The sequence below is a fragment of the uncultured Castellaniella sp. genome (genome assembly GCF_937988725.1).
GTDB lineage: Bacteria > Pseudomonadota > Gammaproteobacteria > Burkholderiales > Burkholderiaceae_B > Castellaniella.
The window spans coordinates 576369-594061 of sequence record NZ_CALKHS010000010.1 but is presented as its reverse complement, the minus strand read 5'-3'; the positions used below and the strand labels follow the sequence as shown (position 1 = coordinate 594061).

Sequence of the window (17693 nt, the reverse complement as noted above, 5' to 3'; positions counted from 1 at the left end):
GCTCAAGAATCGCCCGTATGAGTTTCGAGGTTTCCTGTTTCCATGAATAGCGACTATCAGAATCAGCCTGTCGACGTGACCGTTGCGGTCATGTCCTACAACAACGCCCGTTTCATCGGGCAGACGATCGATTCCATTCTTGCCCAGGAGGGCGTGGCCTTCGAGCTGAAGGTATTCGATGACTGCTCGACCGATGATTCCGTCAAAGTGCTGGATCGCTATGTCGATGATCCCCGTTTTCATTATGAGATCAATGAAAAGAATCTGGGGCTCAATGGCAATTACAACCGCTGCCTGAGATCCGGGCAGGGCCGCTACGTGGTCGTCCTCGGGTCGGACGATGTCCTGTATCCCGATCACATCCGTTCGCTGTGCGCGGCCATGGACGCCGCGCCGCAGGCCATGCTGGGCTATGTTCAGTGCAACTGGATCGATGAGTCGGGGGAACTGATCCGTCGCGCCGTGCACCCCGGCCACCGGGATGCGTCCTATGCGGGCGGCCGCAATGAAATCGCCGGATTGTTGAGCTACGACAATTACATTACGCCGTCGGCGGCCATATTGCGTCGTTCCATGCTCGATACGGTGGCGTTGCCGGACGGGACGCTGGCCAGGGACCATTTGCTGGCTCAGGATTGGGACCTTTGGCTGCGGATCGCCGCCGTCCATCCGGATTTCGTGTTCCTGTGCCAGGCGACGGTCGGCTATCGGATCCACGGCGGACAGATTTCGCAGAAGTTTTACGCCGACGCCCGCCCTTTGCTGGAACACACGGAGATCCTGGAGCGCTGTCTGATTGACGCAGCGACGGCGCCGCGGATCCGGGAAGCCGCGCTGCCCATCTGGCGGCTATACCAGAGCCGCCAGAACGCCTATCCGGAGGCTGCCCGGAAGACGCTGGCCGCGCGCGCGGGAAATGTCCGCCGGCAGCTGCTCGGTCCCATGACGGGGCCGCTCGAAGAGGCGGGGCCGCTGTTTTCCGTCATCGTCACGACCTATAACCGGCCCGGCCTGCTTCGAGACGCGCTATCCAGTCTGGCGGCGCAGACTTTCCGCGATTTCGAAGTCATCCTGGTGAACGATCACGGAGAGCCCGTGGAGCAACTGCTGGATGGATGCGAGCTGCCCCTGATTTACTTCAACCAGCCGAGCAACCAGGGCCTTTCCGCAGCCCGCAATGCCGGCTTGAAGCGTGCGCGCGGGCGTTATGTCGCCTACCTGGATGACGATGACATTTATCTGTCGGATCACTTGGAATGTCTGGCGCAAGCGTTCGAAAGTCATCCCGACACGCTGGTCTATACCGACGTCGTCTATGTCCAGGAGAGGCTCGAAAACGATGCGCGCATCGAAGTCGGCCGCTCCTTCCCGACCGCTCACGACGCTTTTGATCGTGACAAGCTGTTCATTCAGAACTACATCCCGGTCAATACCTGGGCGCATCCTCGCATGGCGGTCGCCGAGGTCGGCAACTTCGATACCGAACTGACGGCCTTTGAGGATTGGGACATGCTGCTCCGACTGGCGCAGCGTTATCCGGTTCATCGGATCCCGCGGGTCACTGCGGAGGTCCGCCAGCGTGTCTCGGGCGGCGCCGACCACATGCTGGCGCGCGAGCGGGATCGGCTGCTGCCGCTCTACCGGAAGCTTTATGCCCGCTATCCGGAAGCGGGAAATGATCGCGTACAGACGGGGCGTCAGATTGTTCTGGCCGGTCAGGCTCCTCGGGAGAAGCCCTGGGGCGTTCCTGAATGGCTGGCCGATCGTTCGCCTTCTTCCTCTCGCGTCTTGGCGGTCCGGACCCTGCTGCAGGCGAACCCGGACGTGGGCACGCTGGGTGTGGTCGTGATCGTGCCGACGGGCGCGGGTCTGCAGTCGCTGGTGGGAACCCTGGAAAGCCTGGGCGCTCAGCACAGGCCTGTCGATGGCGTCTGGCTGATCGGCCACGGCATTCCCGATGAGGCGGCCGGCAACGGGATCGAGATATTGCACACGGATGTTCATTGGGCGAAGCGGCTGTCGGAGCGCATCGATCAGGGCGGCATGCCGGATTTCCTGTGGATCCTGTATGCCGGCGACCGCCTGGTGCCCCACGCGACGCTGACCATGGGGGAATATCGTCTGCGCAAGCCCGACCCCCTGGTCTGGTATGCGGACGAGGCGGTCCTGGAGGCGGATGCGCCGGCCAATCCGATGCTCAAGCCGGATTTCAACGTCGATCTCCTGCGCAGTTATCCCTATATCGGCCGCAGCCCGGTGATCAGCACGGCGGCCATTCAGGCGGCGGGCGGCATGGATGAACGGGTCGCCGATCTGGCGCCCGTCGATCTGATCTGGCGCCTGGTGGAGCAGGTCGGTCCGCCCGTGGTGGCGCACGTGCCCGAGGTCCTGCAGCTGGGCGGCCGCAGTCTGATGGAGTGGGTTCGCGATCCGGAAACGATGACCTGGTTTCCGGCGGTGACGCAGGCGCATTTCGTGCGTATGGGCCTGGAAGCGCGGGTCGAACCGGGCGTGTCGCCGGGCCTGCAGCGCGTCGAGTATCCCCTGGCCGCACAACCACTGGTGTCCATCATCATTCCCACGCGCGATCAATTGCCGGTCCTGCGAGCCTGCGTCGAAGGGTTGATGGAGCATACGGCCTATCCGCATTATGAATTGCTGATCGTGGACAACGGCAGCGTCGAGCCCGATGCCGTGGCATTTCTGGCCGGACTCGAAGGCATGGGCGCGGATCGGGTTCGCGTCCTGCGCTGGCCGCAGGCGTTCGATTTCGCAACCATCAATAATTTTGCGGCCGGACAGGCGCGCGGGGACGTGCTGCTGTTCCTGAACAACGATATCCAGTTTGCGTCGCGTGCGCGGCCCGACTGGCTGGAGCGCCTGCTGCGGCACGCGCTGCGGCCCGAGGTCGGGATGGCGGGTTCGCGCCTGGACCTGCCGGATGGCGGGGTGGAGCAGTGCGGCCAGGTGCTGGGGATGGACGAGAGCGTCGGCGCGGCGTTCCGGGGCTTGCCGTCGGATCGGCAGGGCTACATGAACCGCTTGACCGTCCAGCAGAACGTCAGCGCGTTGAGCGCCGCCTGCCTGATGATGCGGCGCGAGGTCTTCGACGAACTGGGCGGCTTCGATGCGGAATCCTTTCCGGTCTATTACGCGGATACGGACCTGTGTCTGAAGGCGACTCAGGCGGGGTATCTGCTGGTGCTGGAGCCGGACACCGGCCTGCTGCACATGGGCGGCGCGACCCGCCTGCTGACCGAGAAGTTCGGCCTGGAGACCAGCCCGGATGACGAGCAGCGCGACCGCTTGTACCATCGGTGGCTGCCGCAGCTGGCCCGAGACCCGAACTATCATCCAGCCCTGGGCAGGCATTCCCCGGGGTTCGACCTGAGCACCGACGCCTCGCGGATCCAGGAACCGCTGCCGGGCAGACCGTTGCCCGTGGTGCTGGCGGCCCATGCGGACTGGCAGGGCTGCGGCCATTACCGGATACTGCATCCCTTCAGGGCCATGGGGGCCGAGCTGCGCCTGGAAGGCGGGCTGAAGCATGGCGATTTCCATTTCACCGACGTGGCCCGCATCCAGCCGGATGTGATCGTGCTGCAGGGCGCCTGGCTGAATGAAGGCATCCTTACCCAGATCCGGCGCTATCGCGAGATCACGGGCGCCAAGGTCGTGCTGGAATTCGACGATTATCTGCCCAACATCCCGACGCGCAGCATCTACCGCAAGAAGCTGCCTCAGGGCGTGATCAAGAACATGCGGCGCGCGATCGAGCAGGTCGACTGGCTGGTGGTCTCCACGCCGACGCTGGCCCAGGAGTACATGGATTACCACGCCGATATCCGCGTGGCCCTGAACGGCCTGCCGGCAGATCCATGGCGCGGCCTGGTCAGCGAGCGTCGCACGGGGCGGAAGATGCGCGTGGGCTGGGCCGGTGGCGTGAGCCACACCGGCGATCTGGCCGAGATTCGCGCCGTGGTCCAGGACCTGCAAGGCGAGGTTGAATGGGTCTTCATGGGCATGAAGCCGCAAGACGTGTCGTGTGAATACCATCCGGGGGTGGCGATCGACCGGTACCCGGAAAAACTGGCCAGCCTGAATCTGGATCTGGCCGTGGTGCCGCTGGAAATCAACCAGTTCAATCGCTGCAAGAGCAATCTGCGCTTGCTGGAACTGGGGGCGTGCGGGGTGCCGGTCATCGCCACGGCGATCGAGCCGTATCGTGGCGGCTTGCCGGTGACGCTCGTGCGCAACCGCCATCAGGATTGGGTGGAGGCCATTCGCGCGCATCTGGCCGATCCGGGCGCCCTGGCGGAAAAGGGCGACGCGTTGCGCGATGCCGTTCTGCAGGGTTGGATGCTGGAAGGCGGCTTCCTGGATCAGTGGGCTCGCGCCTGGGGCGTGGCGCCGGAAAGCGCCTGAGCGCGGGAAGGACCTACCCGGCCAGTATGCGCCGGACCTGGTCCATGACGTCCTGCGCCGGCACGTCCATGCAGGCGTAGTCGCGGCCGGCGGGACAGCCCCGCTGGCAGCAGTACTGGCAATCCACGGTTCGCCCCATGGTGTGCTCCGCGCCCAGTATGGCGGGGTGCATGGCGCCCGGCAGCATCAGGGAAGGGCAGCCTGCCAGCCTGGCAAGCCATTGGGTGGAGGTCGCCACGGTGACCAGCAGATCGGTCGAGGCCAGGCGCGCGAGAGTCGTGCCCATGGGCTGGCTGCCGTCGAATCCCGTCCAGACGTGATAGTCCGCCTTTTGCAGCAGGCGGGTCAGCGCGTCCGCCTGTTTGTAGTGCTTGATGGCCGTGGTACCGCGAAATGATACCGCGATGATCGGGCGTCCCGCTGCGGCGCTCCGGAATGCGGCGTCGGGTTCGATGGGCAGGTCCGGCTCTATGGCATCGCCCAGTCCGCAGCAATGGATCAGATAGTATTCCGGGTAATTGGCGTGGGGCTGCGGCGTCAGCCACCAGGAGCGCAACCAGTCCTTCATGCGCGGGTAGCTGCTGGCCATGAAGGCCGTGCCGAAGTAGTCCGCCGGCAGTGTTCCGGCGTGCAGCGCGGTGAAAAAGTCGTTCACCGGCCGGTCCAGATGATTGCCTTCCGCGTTCAGCCCGATGTCGATCAGGACTTGCGCCAGGAAGCAGGGCATGAACCATGTGTCCAGGCAGAGGATCCGATCATAGTCGCGCGCAGCGATCACCTGGGCGATATTCAGAAAGCTCTGGGTCGCGGGCGCCAGATCGCGCGGCCATTGCTCCTGCGTGACGCCCAGCACGTCGTCGACGTCCTGGCACAGGGACATCAGCTCGATGCCCGCTCCGTAGGTCAGCACGTCGATCACGGCATCCGGTTCCTGGGCGCGGATCAGCCCGACGGCGGGAATCAGAATGGAGGCGACGTCTCCCAGGCCCGCCAGGCGGATGATCAGAATTTTTCGGGCCATGATGAAGTCGGGGCGTTACGAAACAGAATTCCGGAGGAGGGCCGCCTTGTCGCGCCGCCCGCGCTTGCTTGCGTGGCGGTTGACGATTGGCCGGCAGCAAAAAAAAACCGCCGGAGACGATCCGGCGGCCTTGATGCGCGAGGCGAGATGAACCCGCCCCGATGCGGTGCCGTGAATTAACGCAGCAGGGACAGCATGGTCTGCGGGACCTGGTTGGCCTGCGCCAGCACGGCGGTGCCGGCCTGTTGCAGGATCTGGGCACGCGTCATGTTGGACACTTCCACCGCGTAGTCGGCGTCTTCGATGCGCGAACGCGAAGCCGACAGGTTGGTGATGGTGTTGTTCAGGTTGGCGATGGTCGATTCGAAGCGGTTCTGGATCGCGCCCAGGTCGCTGCGCATCTTGTCGACGTTGTTGATGGCAGTGTCGATTTCAGCCAGCGCGCCGGAGGTGACGGTGGTCACGGTGCCGGAGGTGGTGACGCTCAGGCCGCCGGAGGTGATGGCGGTGGTGCCGCTCAGCAGCGTGTTGACGCGGGCGTCGGTGCCGGAGATCGTGATGGTCTCGTTGTCGTTGGCGCCAACCTGGATGGCGATGCCGGACGCGGAGGAACCGTTCAGGACCTTGGTGCCGTTGAACTGGGTCTGATCGGCGACGCGCTGGATTTCGTCCAGGCGCTGCTTGATTTCAGCGTTGATCGAGCTCAGGTCGTCGGAGGAGTTCGTCCCGTTGTAGGCCTGGACCGTCAGTTCACGAATACGTTGCAGGTTGTTATTGATTTCGTTCAGGGAACCTTCCGTCGTTTGCGCCATCGAGATACCGTCGTTGGCGTTACGGGCGGCTTGCGTCAGACCCTTGATGTTGGCGGTGAAGCGGTTGGCGATAGCCTGGCCAGCGGCGTCGTCCTTGGCGCTGTTGATGCGCAGGCCCGAGGACAGGCGCTGGATCGCCGAACCCAGGGAGGACTGGGATTTGTTCAGGTTGTTCTGGGAGACCAGAGCGAGGTAGTTGGTGTTGATAACAGCCATGAGAGACTCCTAAGTTGTTCGGCGGAGATCCGCCCTTGTTGCCCAGGATGACAAACTGAGTGACCTCCTGTTCTGCCCCGTTAACGGAGGGGGGGCAGAGAACTTTAGGGTGGTTTGGATGTTTTTTTGGCCGGCTGTTCACTCTCGCTCGATCACGGCCAGCATCATGGTCCTGCGCTCGGACAACGGACCGAACATCTGGGACAACTGGGCGTACCGATTCCCGTCGGCCAGGGCTTCCAGAATATCGGCCCAGTCCTGCATGAGCAGTGTGCGAGAGCCAACGAACCGGGCATGATCATAGGGGGCGCGAGACGTGTCCCGCCTACGGTGTGCCAGTTGCAGGTCAACCAGTTTGTCCGGATAGCCCAGCAAACCAAGCAGGGTCGTGGCGGTTGCTCTGAATCCGTGGGCGGAAAATCGCCCGCCGTAGCCGAGGCGCTCGATGGCGTGGTTGAAACTGCTGGCGGCAAGTTCACGGTCTGTATCCCGATGGTTGGGAAACAGCATGGAATTGCTGCAGGACTTGGTGCGTAACGAGCGCAGCAGCGTCACGGTCTGCTGGGCCAGTGGCACCATATGCGGACGGCGCATCTTCATGCGTTCCTTGGGAACGGTCCAGATCGCATTGTCGAAGTCGAACTCCTGCCAACGGGCCAATCGCAGTTCCGAGGGGCGCACGAACGTCAACGCCAGCAGACGCAGGCCGATGGCGATGTCGGAGTATCCGTCCCAGGCGTCCAGACGCTGGAAGAACCCCGGGATGTCGGACCAACCCAGCGGCGGATGGTGACGCACGGCAGCGCGTTTGACGAGGCCTTTGAGCAGACTCGCTGGATTGTCCTCGCGCTGTCCCTGCACGATGGCATGAGAGAAAACTTGGGATATCCACTGCTGTGTGAGCAATGCGGCACATCTGGCGCCTCGCTCTGCGATGGATGAAATGAGCTCGCGGATGTCCGCCGGCGTGAGATCGGCGACCGCGGCGTCTCCTATGGCCGGAAGAATGTCTTTTTCAAAGTATCTCCGTATCTGGCGGGAATAGCTTGGACTCCATTGTGGATTGGCGGCCAGCCAGGCGCGCGTGACCGCTTCGAATGAGGGAGGAGCGGAAGCAGCGACATTTTGGTCAGCGCTTTGCTCCGATAAAGGATGAATGCCTTGCCGTATCAGGTCCCGCGCGCGGTCTCTTTCCTGGCGAGCTTGAGCGAGAGTGATGTCGGGATACCGCCCGATAGCGTACACCTGGGCCCTGCCGTCCAGACGGTAGCGGTAGCGCCAAAGCTTGCTTCCGCTAGGCTGGATCGACAGGAACAGGCTGCCGCCGTCTCGGAGGTGGTAAGGCTTGCCAGCAGCTTTGGCCGAGTCGATGGTTCGGGTCGAGAGAAGGTTCTGAGTCATGTGCTGCTTTCTCCGTTACAAAAGAGCACACAGATATATACACATTGCTTTTTGCCTGGATAGGGGAATTTGTACTGAATGTCTTATTTGTCAATGACATAGGTGCGTTGATCGATATACACATTTATATACACACGTGCCCCTTGCAATGAGGTGACGTCAACTATTTTCTCAAGGGATGTCCCTGCCAAAGCAACGAAACGTATCGATAGATGGTGATTAGTTGAGCGAAATTCCGCTAAAACGATTATCAACACTAACTACCTTGCTCTGGTTTCCCAGAACAACCTGAACAAATCCCAGTCCTCCCTGGGTTCGGCGATCGAGCGCCTGTCCTCGGGGCTGCGTATCAACAGCGCCAAGGACGACGCTGCAGGTCAGGCCATCGCCAACCGCTTCACGGCCAACATCAAGGGCCTGACGCAAGCCGCCCGTAACTCGAATGATGGCATCTCCATCGCCCAGACGACGGAAGGCGCGCTGAACGAAATCAACAACAACTTGCAGCGTATTCGCGAACTGTCGGTGCAGGCTGCTAACGGTACGAACTCGGATTCGGATCTGGCTTCGATTCAAGCTGAAGTGCGACAGCGCTTGGACGAAATTAATCGTGTCTCCGCACAAACCCAATTCAACGGTGTACGGGTTTTGGCGCAAAATGGCGCCCTGACCATCCAAGTCGGTGCCAACGACAGCGAAACCATCGATGTGAATCTGCAGCAGATCAACGCTACGACGTTGGGTTTGGGTGATTTCAGTGTTCGCTCAACCGTTTTGGAGGCTGACCTCGCAGCCCCGGCTGCGGCAGATCTGCAAGATGACGATAGCCAAACCCCTGCCAACTTCACTGCTAATGTTACAAAGGCTGATGGCACTGACTACGCAGCGGCTGATATTCTCGAAGATACCGGTGGTAATTACTATGTCAAGGATAGCGATGGTAGCTACCGGTCTGCTACGTTCACAATCACCACAGGTACCGCGGGTGATGGCAGCGACTCTTCTTTTTCGTTGACTGTTGGTGAAAAGGTTACGAACATTGTCACTGACGCTGCTGACGTCGTGACGAAAACGACGAGCCCTTTGGCTGCTCTGGATAGTGCGTTGCAAAAGGTCGATTCGCTACGCAGCGACCTGGGCGCGATCCAGAACCGTTTCGAATCGACCATCGCCAACCTGAACAACACCGTCAATAACCTGTCGGCCGCGCGCTCGCGCATCGAAGATGCCGACTATGCGGTGGAAGTGTCCAACATGACGCGTGCCCAGATCCTGCAACAGGCCGGCACCGCCGTGCTGGCGCAGGCCAACCAGGTTCCGCAGACCATGCTGTCCCTGCTGCGTTAATTTCATGCAGCCATAACAGGCGGTTTCGTCCGCCTGTGCGGAAAAAGCCACTGGCGCGAGTCAGTGGCTTTTTTCTTGAGGTGTGAGTTGTCGAGCCCCGCGTTGATCCGTCCGGGCGCTGGGAAGGCCCTGGCTACAATGGGAAAAAAGCGTGAGGCTCCTCATGAAGTTCCCAACGATTGCCCTGGTGATGATCGTCAAGGATGGCGCGGCCACCCTGGCCCGCTGCCTGTCCAGCGTACAGGGGCACGTCGATGACATCATCGTGCTGGATACGGGCTCGACGGACGAAACGGTGTCGATTGCGCAGCGCCATGGCGCCCGGGTGCACCATTTCGAGTGGGTCGATGATTTTTCCGCCGCCCGGAATGCGGCGCTGGATCACTCCACTGCCGATTGGAATCTGATCCTGGATGCCGACAATTGGCTGGAGTCCGGTCACGCGGTGCTGCACGCCCTGGGGCCGGAGCCCTTCATCGGCCAGGTTTCCATCGTGAATCGGTTCGTGCAAGGCGGAGAGGTTCGGGAGTCGACGGAATGGGTGCCTCGCATTCTGCCCCGAGGCGTTCGCTATGCCGGCAGGATTCATGAGCAACCCGTCAACGATCGCGGATTGGCCCGAAAGCGGCTGGACGTTCGGTTCGGCCATGATGGCTATATGCCGGAAGGGCTTGAGGCGAAAAAGGGCCGGAATGAGGCGCTGTTGCGCCTGGCCTTGTCGGAGTCCCCCCGGGATCCCTATCTGTTGTACCAGTTGGGCAAGGAACTGGCCATCTACGAACGCCATGCCGAGGCGGTGGAATATTTCCTGCCGGCCATCGAGTATGCGGCGGCCGACCTGAGCTACCGGCATGCTTTGATCGTGCGGGCTTTGTATTCCCTGAAGCAGGCGGGCCAGCTGGAAAACGCCATCCTGCTGGCGGAAAACGAGTTTCCCCATTGGCAGGATTCCCCCGACTATTTCTTCTGCGTGGCGGACATCTTTCTGGATTGGGCGATACAGCATCCGGATGAGGCCGAATCCCAATTCCTGCCCATTGTGGAATCCAGCTGGCTGAAATGCCTGGAGATCGGCGACCGGCCCGATCTGTCGGACTCCGTCGCCGGCCGGGGCAGCTACCTGGCTGCGCAGAACCTGGCTGTCCTGTACGAGAATACGGGGCGGCCTGACGAGGCGGAAGTGTTCAGAGGGCGGGCAGCGGAGATGCGGAAGGGGGCGGTGTAGCTTCCTGATCCTTCGATGCGGGACTGGATGGCCTGTTCCTGGATTGATTCCGCGGGTGTGACCTTTCATTCCTCGATAGATCTGGCGGCTAGGAGCGACTTGCGCTGCTTCGGACAATGGGCGTTCTGTCGTCCGGGTGCCTCCTTACCATGTCCGATCCAGAACGTCCGGCTGATGATCACGACAGTCCGTGGAAGGATGCGCTAGAGCTGTATTTTCCTCAGGCGATGGCGCTCTTGGCGTCCGATCTGCAGGCGACCGTCGACTGGTCGGCGCCCATCGTCTTTCTGGATAAGGAACTGCAAGCCGTCAAACGAGCCAGCGCCCCCGCGCAGGGCCGTCGCCACGCAGACAAACTGGTTCAGGTCCAACTGCTGAATGGCGGCAAAGCGTTGCTGCTGGTGCATGTTGAAGTCCAGGGACGCCTGTCCGGTCCTCGGGCGCTGCAGGTCTTTGGCTGGCGCATGCTGGAATACAAGGTGCTGATCTGCCAGCGGGAACGGCGCAAGAGCAAATCGCCGCTGCCGCCGCAGATCTACAGCCTGGGTGTTCTGATCGATCAGCCTGTGCGCACGGGCGGGACGCGGCCGGCGGCCACACTGACCTACCGGGATCGGTTCCTGAATCAGCGGACCCGATTCACCTTTCCAATTGTAGAATTGGAGAGATGGCGCGCCCGCCAGGATGAACTGGATCGCCTGGCGCCGCTGAATCCCTTTGCCGTGCTGATCATGGCCCAGTTGCAGGCGTCGGGCCATCCTGACAAGGCCACGCGGCTGGCGCCGCTGGTGAGCCTGACCCGGCGGTTGTATGGCTACGGTTATACGAGGGACCAGATCGGCCAATTGCTGCGATTGGTGGAATGGGTCATCGGGCTGCCGCCCGAATTGGAAGTGGAATATCACCTGGCTGCCCGCCAGCTGGAGCAGGAGTACAACATGAGCTACGTGACGATTGCTGAGCGCTATGGTATGGCCAAAGGTGAAGAAAAGGGGTTGCAAAAGGGGATGCGGACGGGCCAGGCCAAGCTGCTGTTGGGCATGGTTCAGCGCCGCTTTGGCCCGCTGTCCGATGACACTGTGCAGCGCATTCTTTCAGCGAAGGCGTCTGAACTGGAAACCTGGTCGCTGAACATTCTGGATGCGTCGGCACTCGAAGACGTGTTCCGGGGTTGATTCAGGCGAGCCCCAGACCCCCGTTTTACCCGAAGTAACGACCGAATAATGCGGGTGATCTGCTAATTACCACCAAAAATAGAAAGATGAATGGGCTGTAGCCCCGTTTATCGCGGCGCAGCAAAAGCGCACACTGTTTCCAACAGAGCAGGACACGAATCACCCAGCGGAAAGCCCGTGAACGTCCTGCTTTGACACACCCTAAACGTGAAGGAAACCATCATGAAAGTCGCTACCGCCGCCTCCATCGCCGTTCTGTCCCTGGGTCTCGCCTCCGCCGGCATCGCTCAGGCCGACCAGAGCAACTACCCGGAAATCGCGACGCCCAGCACCCAGACCCGCGCGGAGGTCGTCCATGAACTGCGCGTGGCGCAGTCTCAAGGCCAGGTCACCGTGGGCGAGCAAGCCGATTATCCCCAGCTGCAATCCGAAGGCCCGGCCCTGACCCGCGCCCAGGTCCTGAACGAGCTGAAGGAAGCCAAGAGCGCCGGCCTGCTGACCATCGGGGAAAACGAACAGTATCCCCAGACGCTGTAATCACGTCCCGGTTCAGAACCGGGCATTTTCCGAGCCTTCGGGACTGCGCGCACGCGGCAGGCGCTACGGCATCGGCTGCATCATCACGATGCGCGGACGGCGTTGGTTTTGCGCCGGTACATCGTGCCCCACGCCAACCCCAGCAACGCGGCCACCAGCGATCCCGCCAGCACGCCGAGCTTGGCGGCACCCAGCAGGACTTCGCTGTCGAACGCGAGCATGGCGATGAAGATGGACATGGTGAAGCCCACGCCCGCCAGCAGGCCGATGAGGACAATGCCGCCCCACGACACGCCGGGCGGCAACCGGCACCAGCCCAAACGGACCATCAGCCAGCTCACGCCCACGACCCCCAACGGCTTGCCCAGCACCAGCGCCAGGCCGACGCCGGCCATCACCCACTGCGGGCCGGTGGCGGACAGGTCGATGCCGTCCATGCTCACGCCTGCGTTGGCCAGCGCGAACAGGGGCATGATGCCGAATGCCACCCAGGGGTGCAGCGCCGTTTGCACGCGCACCACGGGCGGCAGCAGTTCGCGCTGGCCCAGCCGCAATTGCTTGAGCGGCATGGCGAGGTGGTGGGCGTCCTTGGCGTCGTCGTGGTCGCGCAGCTTCTGTGTCGCGTGCGCCACCATGTCCAGCGGGCGCTCGCGGGTGGGCAGCGGCACCACGGGCGTCAGCATGCCGAGCACCACCCCGGCCAGCGTCGGATGGGCGCCGGTCATCAGCAGGCCAATCCAGACGATGGCGCCCGGCAGCACGTAGGCGAAGGCCGAGCCCACACCGATGCGCTGGAAGCCCAGCACCACGAGGATGCCCATCGCGGCGACGAGAAAGCCCGACAGGTCCAGGCCGCCCGAATAGAACAGCGCGATGATGAGCACCGCGATGATGTCGTCGATGATCGCCAGCGCCAGCAGAAAGACGCGGACGTTGCCCGGAATGCTCCGGCCCAGCAGTGCCAGCACGCCCACGGCAAAGGCGATGTCCGTGGCGGTGGGCACCGCCCAGCCTTGAAGGCGCGACGGATCGGCGTTCAAAGCGGTATAGATCAACGCGGGTACGGCCACGCCGCCCAGCGCCGCCATGATGGGCAGGCTGGCTTGGCGTAGATCGCTCAAGGCGCCTTCATGGATTTCGCGACGGATTTCCATGCCCACGACCAGGAAGAAGATGGTCATCAGACCATCGTTGATGACGAAGTGCAGCGACTGGGCGACGGTGAAGCCGCCAATGCCGAGCGACATCGGCAAATGCCAGAGCGCGTGGTAATTGTGGGCAAAGGGCGAATTGGCCCAGATCAGGGCCACGGCGGCGGCCATCAACAGCACGATGCCGCTGGCGGCTTCGATGTGCAGGAAGCGTTCGAGGGTGGCGAAGGCGCGTTCAGCCAGAAACTGGGCGCGCGGCAGATCCGTCCGCGTGGTTTGGCGATTCATGGTCGTCGGGACTCCGCGTGGCAGCCCGACCGACGCATGAACCTGTCCCGCTGCGACATGCAGCTAACACCCAGCCAGCATTTTACAGGGTGGTATCGAGAAGTTCGATTGCCTTGATGCGAGATGCGATTGAATCTCGCCGCGCGGCAAAAAGCGCGCATTCCGGGACTGGCTGGCTGAACACCTTACATCACCGCCAGCCATGCCGGCCGTGCCAGCCGCGATGGTAGCCCCTGTGTCCCCAGCCCCCCGACCTGTAGCCGAAGTAAAGGCTGGGCGGCGCCACGTACACTGGCGGCGCGACGTAGACGGATGGTCCGCCGTAGACCACTCCGCCGTCGTCATAGTAGGCGGGGGCGGGCTCGTAGACGGCGCATCCGCCCAGGGCGGATACGGCAACCAGCAGGACCGCGAACCGGCTGGCGCGATGTGCGATGGATGTTTTCATGGCTGGAATTATGGTCGCAATATGGGCGCGTGGGCGCTGGATATTGCCGCCGGTTACACAGATCAGGAAGTTCTCCATTCTTTGCGGCTTTCATCAAGAATTGACACACTATTTGCAGGCGGAATGTGGCGGCGGCCCTACGTCTTGCCGGCCACCGCCGCTGGCATCCCGGTCCCGATGCGGGTGTATCCGGTGCGTAGCGGCGATAGCTTGGCGCAATCCCTCGCTGGTTGGCATGGGTATTTTTAATAGTGGACAAAAAACAGTTTTTGTCCACTATTTACTTATGATTTACCCGAATGGATCCCATATTTCGGGAATTTCACGGCGCGGGGGTTTTCCATGAGTTTGTTTAATATCATATAGTTAGTAAGAATCCGGGAATGATCCTATCCATGTCGGGGACGTTTCCTTTCATTCCTGGGTGATTCCCCAAAGTGAATTCCTATAGGAAACTACGTCTACTATCGATTGCATTGCGCAGGGCCACAGCACCGCAGCTGTTCCCTGGCGACCCGTTCCCGCGTTGATGAGGCATATGGCTATGGAAATTCGTGAGATTCATGTGTTCACCCAGGAGATCGTGCAAGCTTCGGGGGCCGCTGTGCAGCCTGCGGCGATTCGGGCGGCGGCCTGCGCGGTGATCGGCAATCCCGCGCGGGGCCGGGCTAGCGACGCCGTGCTGGAGGACTGCATGGCCGAGTCGGCCCGCATCGGCGAGCTGCTGGTACGCAGGAGCCTGGCGCTGCTGGGGGATCGCCAGCCGGTCGCTTTCGGCAAGGGGGTGATCGTGGGGGAGTCGGGCGACCTGGAGCAGGGCGCCGCGATGATTCACTGCCGCATCGGTCTGGCGATCCGCGCCGCCATCCGGTCGGGCTATGCATTGATTCCAGGCAACGGCAAGCGGGGCGGGCCGGGCACTTCCATCGATATTGTGCTGGGCGGCATCGATGAAGGCTGGCACTACGACGCCATGGACACGATGGAGATTCGCATTCCGGGAGCGCCCAGGGCGGACGAGATCGTGTTGGCGGTGGCCTATGCCACCGGCCGGCCCAATGCGCGCATCGAGGGCGCCAGCGAGGCGACCGTGCGCAAACTGGTGGACAGCCTGAAGCACGAGACTGCCTGACGGAGCCCGCGCGGGTTCGACATTCAGGACGAGCAGGAGACATGGACATGCAGAATATCGGGTTCATCGGTCTGGGCATCATGGGCGCGCCCATGGCGGGCCACCTGATTGCGGCGGGGCACAAAGTCCATGTGCACACCCGCAGCGCCGTTCCGGGGCCCATCGCCGCCACGGATGCCGTGGTCTGCGCCAGCGGCGCGGAGGTGGCCCGGCAGGCCGACGTGATCTTTCTCATGCTGCCCGACACCCCGGACGTCGACCTGGTCCTGTTCGGCGAGACGGGGGTGGCCGCGGGGCTCTCCGCGGGCAAGGTGGTGGTCGACATGAGTTCGATCTCGCCGGTGCAGACCAAGGAATATGCCGCCCGGATCGAGGCGCTGGGCTGCGATTACCTGGATGCGCCGGTCAGCGGCGGGGATGTGGGGGCGCGGAATGCCAGCCTGTCCATCATGGTGGGCGGACGCGAACCGGTGTTTGAACGGATCCGGCCCCTGTTCGCCCTGATGGGCAAGAACATCACGCGAGTGGGCGGCATTGGCGATGGGCAGACCTGCAAGGTGGCCAACCAGATCGTGGTGGCTCTCACCATCGCCGCCGTGTCCGAGGGGCTGCTGTTTGCCGCCCGCGCCGGCGCCGCGCCGGACAAAGTGCGCGAAGCTTTGCTGGGCGGCCTGGCCGGTTCCCGGGTGCTCGACATCCTGGGCGAACGGATGATCAAGCGCGCTTTCCAGCCCGGTTTTCGCATCGCCCTGCATCAGAAAGATCTCAATCTGGCTCTGGATGCCGCGAAGTCCCTGCATCTGGCCCTGCCTTCGACGGCGCATGCCCAGCAACTGTTCAGCGCCTGCATCGCCTCGGGCGGCGCGGGCTGGGATCACTCGGGCCTGGTGCGGGCGCTGGAGCAGCTCTCGCAATTCGAAATAGGCCAGGAGCCATCGGCATGATCTGATCCCGTCGTGCCGGCCGCTGTCTGAAACCTGGGGATCACCCCGACCACCACTCAGGAGACATCATGAAACCCACCAGACTGTTGCTGGGCTTGTGCCTGGCAGGCGGCATTGCGATCAGTCCCGCGCAGGCCCAGACCGTGATGCGCATCAGCATTGCCACGTCGCAGGATTCCCACCAGGGTGTGGCTATCGACACGTTCGCCCGCGAAGTCGAGCGGCGCACCGAGGGCCGCTATCAGATCAAGACCTTCTACAACGGCGCCCTGGGAGGCGAGCGCGAGTATGTGGAAGCCGTGCAGATGGGTACGCAGGAACTGGCCTTGTCCACGACCGGGCCGATTCCCAACTTCGTGCCCGAAACCAAGATCCTCGACATGCCGTTCCTGTTTCGCGACAAGGCCCACGCGCGCGCAGTGCTCGACGGGCCTATCGGGAAAGATCTGCTGGACAAGTTCTCCGGCCGCGGTTTCGTGGCGCTGGGCTGGGGTGAGAACGGGTTTCGCCACATGACCAACAATGTCCGTCCGGTGCGCACGCCGGGGGATCTGCGGGGCCTGAAGATGCGCACGATGGAAAATCCCGTGCACATCCGCGCCTATAAGGCCTTGGGGATCATCCCCACGCCCATGGCTTTCCCCGAGGTGTTCACCGCCTTGCAGCAGGGCACCGTGGATGGTCAGGAGAACCCCTTGTCCATCATCATCGCCGGCAAGTTCGAGCAGGTGCAGAAATACATCAGCCTGACCGGGCATGTGTATTCGCCCTGTGTCTGGCTGATGAACCCCGATGCCTATGCCAAGCTGAGCGATGCGGACAAGCAGGCGTTTCGAGAGGCCGCGGTTGAAGGGACCCGGGCCAATCGCGAGCGCGTGGATGCCGACGATGCGCGCGGGGTGGACTATCTGCGCAAGGGGGGCATGGAAGTCATCGAGACGGTCGACAAGGCTCCGTTCATCGAGGCGCTGGCTTCGGCCAATGCCTATTTCGAGCGGGAGTTCGGCGCCGGGAACATCCAGCGCATCCGGGACTTCAAGTAGGCGTCATCCATGAAGCGGGCATTCCTTGCATTCGAAAGCCGCATGACGCAGGCGGCCACGGCCGGCGCCTGCGCCATGATGGCGATTTCGGCCGCGCTGGCCATGTTCCAGATACTGACGCGGTTCGTTCTGGCGCAGCCCGCTGAATGGACCGAGATCCTGATCCGCCTGAGCCTGATCTGGATGGTCTTCCTGGGGGCTCCGGTAGCCTTCCGGCTGGGCGCCATGATGAGCGTGGATGTGCTGCGCCGCCTGGCCGCGCCGCGCTGGCGCCGGGCGATCGACTGGGTGGTGTTCCTGGCTTCGCTCTCGCTGGTGCTGATCATTATCGCCTGGGGGCTGGACTATGCCTTGCGCAGCCGGGTGCAGTCGATGGCCGGCCTGGAATCGATCTCGATGATCTGGGGCTACATCGCCATGCCGATCGGCGGAGTGTTCTGCATTTTCGCCCTGATTGGCCAGATGCTCGACCCCAAGCACCTGGAACTGGAAACCGCAACGTGAACCGGCCGCGATTCGCGGCTGTGG

The 17693-nt window shown here is 62.5% G+C and carries 14 protein-coding genes; 9 read left to right on the top strand and 5 right to left on the bottom strand.

All coding sequences use genetic code 11. From position 1 onward, the window contains the following. The first annotated feature begins 42 nt into the window (after nucleotides 1-42). Nucleotides 43-4425: a glycosyltransferase gene (locus Q0263_RS13235; RefSeq protein WP_298016953.1), complete on the top strand. Its 4383-nt coding sequence runs from the start codon at nucleotides 43-45 to the stop codon at nucleotides 4423-4425. Nucleotides 4426-4438: 13 nt separating this feature from the next. Here Q0263_RS13235 and Q0263_RS13230 read toward each other — a convergent pair whose 3' ends face one another. From Q0263_RS13230 to Q0263_RS13220, 3 genes are all read right to left on the bottom strand, one after another. Next, nucleotides 4439-5446, bottom strand: coding sequence for a hypothetical protein (locus Q0263_RS13230; RefSeq protein WP_298016951.1), 1008 nt, complete (start codon nucleotides 5444-5446; stop codon nucleotides 4439-4441). Between the two features lie 176 nt (nucleotides 5447-5622). After that, complete coding sequence (locus tag Q0263_RS13225) at nucleotides 5623-6474, bottom strand: flagellin (protein WP_298016948.1); 852 nt, start codon at nucleotides 6472-6474, stop codon at nucleotides 5623-5625. A 138-nt stretch (nucleotides 6475-6612) separates the two neighbouring features. Next, entirely contained in the window at nucleotides 6613-7875 is a 1263-nt protein-coding gene (locus Q0263_RS13220; RefSeq protein ID WP_298016946.1) for an integrase arm-type DNA-binding domain-containing protein, read from the bottom strand. A 246-nt stretch (nucleotides 7876-8121) separates the two neighbouring features. Between Q0263_RS13220 and Q0263_RS13215 the strand changes: the two genes are divergently transcribed. From Q0263_RS13215 to Q0263_RS13200, 4 genes are all read left to right on the top strand, one after another. Next, on the top strand, nucleotides 8122-9222 hold the full coding sequence (locus tag Q0263_RS13215) for a FliC/FljB family flagellin (protein WP_298019092.1): 1101 nt from the start codon (nucleotides 8122-8124) through the stop codon (nucleotides 9220-9222). A 163-nt stretch (nucleotides 9223-9385) separates the two neighbouring features. Next, the gene (locus Q0263_RS13210) at nucleotides 9386-10447 is read left to right on the top strand and encodes a glycosyltransferase family 2 protein (protein WP_298016943.1); all 1062 of its coding nucleotides are present in this window, start codon (nucleotides 9386-9388) and stop codon (nucleotides 10445-10447) included. A 149-nt stretch (nucleotides 10448-10596) separates the two neighbouring features. Then, on the top strand, nucleotides 10597-11622 hold the full coding sequence (locus Q0263_RS13205) for a DUF4351 domain-containing protein (RefSeq protein ID WP_298016941.1): 1026 nt from the start codon (nucleotides 10597-10599) through the stop codon (nucleotides 11620-11622). Nucleotides 11623-11844: 222 nt separating this feature from the next. Continuing rightward, nucleotides 11845-12159 carry a DUF4148 domain-containing protein gene (locus Q0263_RS13200; protein ID WP_298016938.1) on the top strand — a complete coding sequence of 105 codons (315 nt, stop codon included), beginning with the start codon at nucleotides 11845-11847 and terminating at the stop codon, nucleotides 12157-12159. Between the two features lie 83 nt (nucleotides 12160-12242). Here the strand turns inward: Q0263_RS13200 and nhaA are convergent, their stop codons facing one another. Continuing rightward, complete coding sequence (gene nhaA / locus Q0263_RS13195) at nucleotides 12243-13598, bottom strand: Na+/H+ antiporter NhaA (protein ID WP_298016935.1); 1356 nt, start codon at nucleotides 13596-13598, stop codon at nucleotides 12243-12245. A 190-nt stretch (nucleotides 13599-13788) separates the two neighbouring features. Beyond that, nucleotides 13789-14046 carry a hypothetical protein gene (locus tag Q0263_RS13190; RefSeq protein ID WP_298016932.1) on the bottom strand — a complete coding sequence of 86 codons (258 nt, stop codon included), beginning with the start codon at nucleotides 14044-14046 and terminating at the stop codon, nucleotides 13789-13791. Between the two features lie 544 nt (nucleotides 14047-14590). On the opposite strand from Q0263_RS13190, the gene Q0263_RS13185 reads away from it, so the two are divergent. The 4 genes from Q0263_RS13185 to Q0263_RS13170 all read left to right on the top strand — a co-directional run bounded on the left by Q0263_RS13185 (nucleotide 14591) and on the right by Q0263_RS13170 (nucleotide 17669). Further along, complete coding sequence (locus tag Q0263_RS13185; RefSeq protein WP_298016930.1) at nucleotides 14591-15178, top strand: amino acid synthesis family protein; 588 nt, start codon at nucleotides 14591-14593, stop codon at nucleotides 15176-15178. 41 nt (nucleotides 15179-15219) lie between these two features. Then, a complete protein-coding gene (locus Q0263_RS13180) occupies nucleotides 15220-16122 on the top strand; it encodes a 2-hydroxy-3-oxopropionate reductase (protein ID WP_298016927.1) in 903 nt (300 codons plus the stop codon). Between the two features lie 68 nt (nucleotides 16123-16190). Continuing rightward, nucleotides 16191-17165, top strand: a complete 975-nt coding sequence (locus tag Q0263_RS13175) for a TRAP transporter substrate-binding protein (RefSeq protein ID WP_298016924.1) — start codon at nucleotides 16191-16193, stop codon at nucleotides 17163-17165. Between the two features lie 9 nt (nucleotides 17166-17174). Next, nucleotides 17175-17669, top strand: coding sequence for a TRAP transporter small permease subunit (locus Q0263_RS13170; RefSeq protein ID WP_298016921.1), 495 nt, complete (start codon nucleotides 17175-17177; stop codon nucleotides 17667-17669). Nucleotides 17670-17693: the final 24 nt, after the last annotated feature.

Excerpts from the sequence above, each read along its gene's own strand:
- Q0263_RS13205 (WP_298016941.1), top strand. The coding sequence starts at position 10,597 with ATGTCCGATCCAGAACGTCCGGCTGATGATCACGACAGTCCGTGGAAG.
- Q0263_RS13170 (WP_298016921.1), top strand. The coding sequence starts at position 17,175 with ATGAAGCGGGCATTCCTTGCATTCGAAAGCCGCATGACGCAGGCGGCC.
- Q0263_RS13200 (WP_298016938.1), top strand. The coding sequence starts at position 11,845 with ATGAAAGTCGCTACCGCCGCCTCCATCGCCGTTCTGTCCCTGGGTCTC.
- Q0263_RS13180 (WP_298016927.1), top strand. The coding sequence starts at position 15,220 with ATGGACATGCAGAATATCGGGTTCATCGGTCTGGGCATCATGGGCGCG.
- Q0263_RS13225 (WP_298016948.1), bottom strand. The coding sequence starts at position 6,474 with ATGGCTGTTATCAACACCAACTACCTCGCTCTGGTCTCCCAGAACAAC.
- Q0263_RS13175 (WP_298016924.1), top strand. The coding sequence starts at position 16,191 with ATGAAACCCACCAGACTGTTGCTGGGCTTGTGCCTGGCAGGCGGCATT.
- Q0263_RS13220 (WP_298016946.1), bottom strand. The coding sequence starts at position 7,875 with ATGACTCAGAACCTTCTCTCGACCCGAACCATCGACTCGGCCAAAGCT.
- Q0263_RS13185 (WP_298016930.1), top strand. The coding sequence starts at position 14,591 with ATGGAAATTCGTGAGATTCATGTGTTCACCCAGGAGATCGTGCAAGCT.
- nhaA (WP_298016935.1), bottom strand. The coding sequence starts at position 13,598 with ATGAATCGCCAAACCACGCGGACGGATCTGCCGCGCGCCCAGTTTCTG.
- Q0263_RS13190 (WP_298016932.1), bottom strand. The coding sequence starts at position 14,046 with ATGAAAACATCCATCGCACATCGCGCCAGCCGGTTCGCGGTCCTGCTG.
- Q0263_RS13230 (WP_298016951.1), bottom strand. The coding sequence starts at position 5,446 with ATGGCCCGAAAAATTCTGATCATCCGCCTGGCGGGCCTGGGAGACGTC.
- Q0263_RS13235 (WP_298016953.1), top strand. The coding sequence starts at position 43 with ATGAATAGCGACTATCAGAATCAGCCTGTCGACGTGACCGTTGCGGTC.
- Q0263_RS13210 (WP_298016943.1), top strand. The coding sequence starts at position 9,386 with ATGAAGTTCCCAACGATTGCCCTGGTGATGATCGTCAAGGATGGCGCG.